General features: G+C 60.2%; 4 protein-coding genes. All 4 read right to left on the bottom strand.

What is annotated here, in order from left to right; all coding sequences use genetic code 11:
* A partial coding sequence (locus ACK5IR_RS00180) for a Hint domain-containing protein (protein WP_416924688.1) occupies positions 1-1,019 on the bottom strand: 1,019 nt, incomplete at its 3' end.
* Between the two features lie 90 nt (positions 1,020-1,109).
* Entirely contained in the window at positions 1,110-1,469 is a 360-nt protein-coding gene (locus tag ACK5IR_RS00175; RefSeq protein WP_416924686.1) for a toxin-activating lysine-acyltransferase, read from the bottom strand.
* Between the two features lie 302 nt (positions 1,470-1,771).
* Positions 1,772-2,917, bottom strand: a complete 1,146-nt coding sequence (gene dnaJ, locus ACK5IR_RS00170) for a molecular chaperone DnaJ (RefSeq protein WP_416924684.1) — start codon at positions 2,915-2,917, stop codon at positions 1,772-1,774.
* 74 nt (positions 2,918-2,991) lie between these two features.
* The coding region (gene dnaK / locus ACK5IR_RS00165; protein ID WP_416924682.1) for a molecular chaperone DnaK at positions 2,992-4,438 on the bottom strand (1,447 nt) is incomplete at its 5' end.

Below are 4,438 nucleotides of genomic sequence, written 5' to 3'. Positions count from 1 at the left end.
ACATGCCGGCCGGCAAACCTGCCGTCGGCGCAGAACATCACATGCCCCGGCGTGACCATCAGGCCGAAGAAATCGAGAATGTGCTTCGCGTCCTTGCTGAACGTGCGAACGACACGGCCGGAAACCAGATTGCCATTGCCATCGTAAGACAGGACGTGATCGCCCGGCACGACTGCCTCAATCGGCTTTGTCGTGCCGTCAGAAAGAGTGACCGGCGTAGCGGTAAGGAAACACTCACGGAACGAGACGATTTCGGCTATTTCACCATTAGAATACTCGGCGACATCCCACGGCGTAGGTCCAAGAAACTCCCTCGATATTCTTTCCGGGACACGATTTCCATCCTCATCCTCCATCCAAACATGTCGAGCAACCCTGACCCCATCCGGCCCTTTCTCAATAATATAGAATCGCTGGACAATTATATAACCATCCGGATGAACCATATTTATCTCAACGGCGCCCTCACGCCCTTCGATGTTCATCAGGATAGCCATTGCCTGATCATATTGATCGCTATCGGTTACGTCGAAGTCATGGGTATATCGCTGGCTCCCAAAGTTATATATGGTCTGCCCATCGACCGTTACATGATAGGTGTAGCCACCAGAGACATTGAAGCCGATGGAAGTGTTATTCCCAACGAAAGTAAGAGTATTCCCTGTGCCATCGAGACTGATCGAGCCGCCCTTCACATTGCCTGACGACAACTGCCAGCCCACGCTCAATCCGCTGAACTGTCTGGCGCCTCCGGTAAATGCAAATGCGCCCCCGCCAAAGTTGGTGCCCGGAATCAGACTCGCCCCTCCCTCGATCGTTGCCCCCGCATAATTTGCCACGATACGCTGTCCGGTTTCGACATCAATGCCAATAAACCGAACATATTCTCCGCTGAAAAGTTTGCCGGCACTAACCTCATAATATACACCAATGATCCGCGCACCATCCGCCCGAGCACCAAGAGATTGTGCCGCATTCATTATTTCTTCGTCGGTCCAGTCCAGAATATCGAGTGCCATTTACCCTCCAGAATTCTTACGTATGTGAGTGATTATTTTCTATTATGCTCAAAATTAAGCACATGATTTAACGCTGACAGAGGTTAACCATTATTCATTTTGTGACGCGACAAACGCATCGGCAAACACCGCCCCGTCGTTGAACGGCGATACGCAATCGACGATCACCATGTTCTCGCCGGCGTTCCAGTCCCGGATATCCGTCGGAACTTCCCCGGCCCCGATCCGCGCCTTGACCTCGTCGGTCACCGTCGCCCAGGTCAGGAAGGCCACCGGCTGCTTGCCCTTGGTGTAGACGCGGAACTGCCCCAGCAGCAGCGGGATCGATACCCGCGTCTCGATCGCGCGGATCGGCAGGTCGCGGTGGTCCGGCGACATCGACATCAGCCAAACCGCCTGCCCCATCGCGGACGCGAACGTCCGGTCGTCTATCGTACCCGCCTTACTCATAATCCACTCAAATCGCTGCGTTCCTGATCCGCACTACACGGTTTACAATCGTTAACGCAAGCATAACTTTGCAAGCCGCCTGTGTTGTTGCGAAGCCCGGTCTGTCGGGGATTTTCGTGCTCAATCAAGCGGGTAGGCGCTCGCCATGCAGAAAGCCCGTTCGTCGTCTTGCGCAGGATGCGCCATCCTGCTCCGGAGTTCGGGTCTACGGAAACCCGGCCGGGTCACACTGCTTCGGATTTTCAGGCGAAGGGTAATCCCGCGCGAATCACAGACCAGGGCCGCTCGCACAGGGCGACAGACTATCCCTTCATCTCCTCCCAGAAGGACTTCACCTTCGAGAAGAAATTGCTGGAACGCGGATTGTTTTCGGCGCCAAGCTCGTCGAATTCGCGCAGAAGCTCCTTCTGGCGCGATGTCAGGTTGACCGGCGTCTCGGCCACCAGTTCGATGAACATGTCACCCGATCCGCCGCCGCGCAGCGCCGGCATGCCCTTGCCGCGCAGGCGCATCTGCTTGCCGGTCTGGCTGCCGGCGGGCACTTTCACCCGGCTGCGGCCACCGTCGATCGTCGGCACCTCGATATCGCCGCCCAGCGCCGCCGTGGTCATGCTGACCGGGACATGACAGAACAGGTTCTGCGCATCGCGCTGGAAGATGTCGTGCTCGGCGACCTGAATGAAGATGTAAAGATCGCCCGACGGTCCGCCGCGCGCGCCCGCGTCCCCCTCGCCGGCCAGACGGATGCGGGTACCCGTCTCGACACCCGGCGGGATGTTGACCGAAAGCGACCGATCCTTTTCGACCCGGCCGCTGCCATGGCAGACGGCACAGGGATTCTTGATGATCTGGCCCAGCCCGTTGCAGGTGGGACAGGTGCGTTCGACGGTGAAAAACCCCTGCTGGGCACGCACCTTGCCCATGCCCGAACAGGTCGGGCAGGACACCGGCTCGGCACCGCCCTCGGCGCCGGTTCCCGAACACGCCGAACAGACGACCGACGTCGGCACGTTGATGGTCTTCTGGACGCCGGCAAAGGCTTCCTCCAGCGTGACCCTGAGGTTGTAGCGCAGATCGGAGCCGCGCGCCGCGCGCTGCCGGGCGCCGCCACCACCGCGCCCGCCCATGAAATCGCCGAAGAGATCGTCGAAGACATCGGAAAAGGCCGAGGCGAAATCGCCCTGCTGATGGAAGCCGCCACGCGGCCCGCCCCCCATCCCGCCTTCGAACGCCGCATGACCGTAGCGGTCATAGGCGGCCTTGCGGTCGGGGTCTTTCAGAACGTCATATGCCTCGTTCGCTTCCTTGAACTGGGCTTCGGCATTCGGGTTGTGCGAATTGCTGTCGGGATGGAATTCGCGCGCCTTGCGGCGGAAGGCTTTCTTGATTTCCTCATCCGTGGCACTGCGGGAGACCCCAAGCACCTCGTAATAATCCCGTTTGGCCATTTGCTATCCCCTTGCCCCCAACGCAAGGACCGGCCCGGTTTCCCGGCCCGGCCCCCCGGAGGTGTGTAGCGCCATCAGCGCTTGTTGTCGCCGAGATCCTCGAAATCGGCATCCACGATGTCCTCGTCGACACCATGCGGTTCGTCATCGTCGCCACCGGGCGCGGACTCGCCGGCCTTTTCCTGTTCGGCCTTGTAGATGGCTTCGCCCAGCTTCATCGCGGCTTCCGTCAGGTTCTGGATACCCGACCTGATCTTGCCCAGATCGTCGCCTTCCATCGCCTCCTCGAGCGGCCCCATGGCCAGTTCGATCGCCTCGACGGTCGACGGATCGACCTTGTCGGAATGCTCGGCAAGCGACTTCCTGGTCGAATGGAGCAGGCTTTCGCCCTGGTTCTTCGCCTCGACCAATTCCTTGCGGCCCTTGTCGGCTTCGGCATTGGCTTCGGCGTCCTTGACCATCTGGTCGATCTCGTCGTCGGTCAGACCGCCCGAAGCCTGGATGGTGATCTTCTGCTCCTTGCCGGTGCCCTTGTCCTTGGCACTGACCGACACGATGCCGTTGGCGTCGATATCGAAGGTCACCTCGATCTGCGGCACGCCGCGCGGTGCGGGCGGAATGTTCTCGAGGTTGAACTGGCCCAGGAGCTTGTTGTCCGCCGCCATCTCGCGCTCGCCCTGGAAGACCCGGATCGTCACCGCGTTCTGGTTGTCCTCGGCGGTGGAGAAGATCTGGCTCTTCTTGGTCGGAATCGTCGTGTTGCGGTCGATCAGGCGGGTGAAGACACCACCCAGCGTCTCGATGCCGAGGCTCAGCGGCGTCACGTCGAGCAGCACCACATCCTTGACGTCGCCCTGAAGCACGCCGGCCTGAATCGCGGCGCCGGCGGCGACCACCTCATCGGGGTTGACGCCCTTGTGCGGCTCCTTGCCGAAGAACTTGGTCACTTCCTCGACCACCTTGGGCATGCGCGTCATGCCACCGACCAGGATCACCTCGTCGATCTGATCGACCGAAAGCCCGGCATCCTTGAGCGCCGCCTGGCAGGGTTTCAGCGACTTCTTGATCAGGTCGCCCACCAGACTTTCCAGCTTGGCGCGGGTCAGCTTCATCACCAGGTGCAGCGGCGTGCCGCCGTTCGGATCCATCGAGATGAAGGGCTGGTTGATCTCGGTCTGCTGCGAGCTCGACAGTTCGATCTTGGCCTTCTCGGCCGCTTCCTTGAGCCGCTGGAGCGCCATCTTGTCCTTGGTCAGATCGACGCCGTGTTCCTTCCTGAACTCGTCGGCGAGATACTGGACGATGCGCATGTCGAAATCCTCACCGCCGAGGAACGTGTCCCCGTTGGTGGATTTCACCTCGAAAAGGCCCTCGTCGATCTCGAGGATAGTCACGTCGAACGTGCCGCCGCCGAGGTCGTAGACGGCGATCGTCCTGCTTTCGTTCTTGTCGAGGCCATAGGCCAGCGCTGCCGCGGTCGGCTCGTTGATGATGCGCAGCACCTCAAGCCCGGCGATCTTG

Source organism: Tropicimonas sp., from assembly GCF_047971885.1.
Taxonomy (GTDB): Bacteria; Pseudomonadota; Alphaproteobacteria; order Rhodobacterales; family Rhodobacteraceae; genus Tropicimonas.
Note: the sequence above shows the minus strand (reverse complement) of the source record. Positions and strands in the feature narration are given on the sequence as shown.